General features: G+C 64.8%; 1 pseudogene. It reads left to right on the top strand.

The features are described 5' to 3' along the window. Positions 1 to 12 precede the first annotated feature (12 nt). A pseudogene (locus tag BV034_RS34110) lies at positions 13 to 506 on the top strand (IS66 family transposase); the annotation flags it as partial.

Below are 506 nucleotides of genomic sequence, written 5' to 3' on the forward strand. Positions count from 1 at the left end.
CTGGAACTGGAAGTGCGCCTGCGTGAGGAGCAGTTGCGGCTGGCCCTCATCAAGAAGTACGGCCCTAAAGGTGAAAGCCTGGGCAAAGACCAGGCCCTGCTGCTGGATCTGGAGCCCGGCGTGCAGGAGACCGAGGTGGCCCTTGAAGTGGGTCTGGCCCTGGAGGACAAGACCCTGCCTGAGGCTGGACGCCTGGAACAGGAGCAGGCTGCCCGGCTCAAAAAGAAAAAGCCCGGCACCCCGCGCTACGCCCAAGTGCATCCCGGACGCCACGAGCTGCCGGCGCATCTGCCACGGGTGGAAGTCATCCTGCCGTGCCTGGAGGCGGCGCAGGGCGAACTGGTGGGCTATGAGACCAAGGAAGAGCTTGTCATCAAGCCTGCGGAGTTCTTTGTGCGGGTGCTCAAGCGCGAGAAGCGTGTCATCCAGCTGGAGCACCGTCGCACGGTGGCCACCGCCGCCTGCCCGGGGCGCATTGTCGACAAAGGACAGCTGGCCAACGAGAC

Origin of the sequence: Verrucomicrobium sp. BvORR034, from assembly GCF_000739635.1 — a bacterium.
GTDB lineage: Bacteria > Verrucomicrobiota > Verrucomicrobiia > Verrucomicrobiales > Verrucomicrobiaceae > Verrucomicrobium.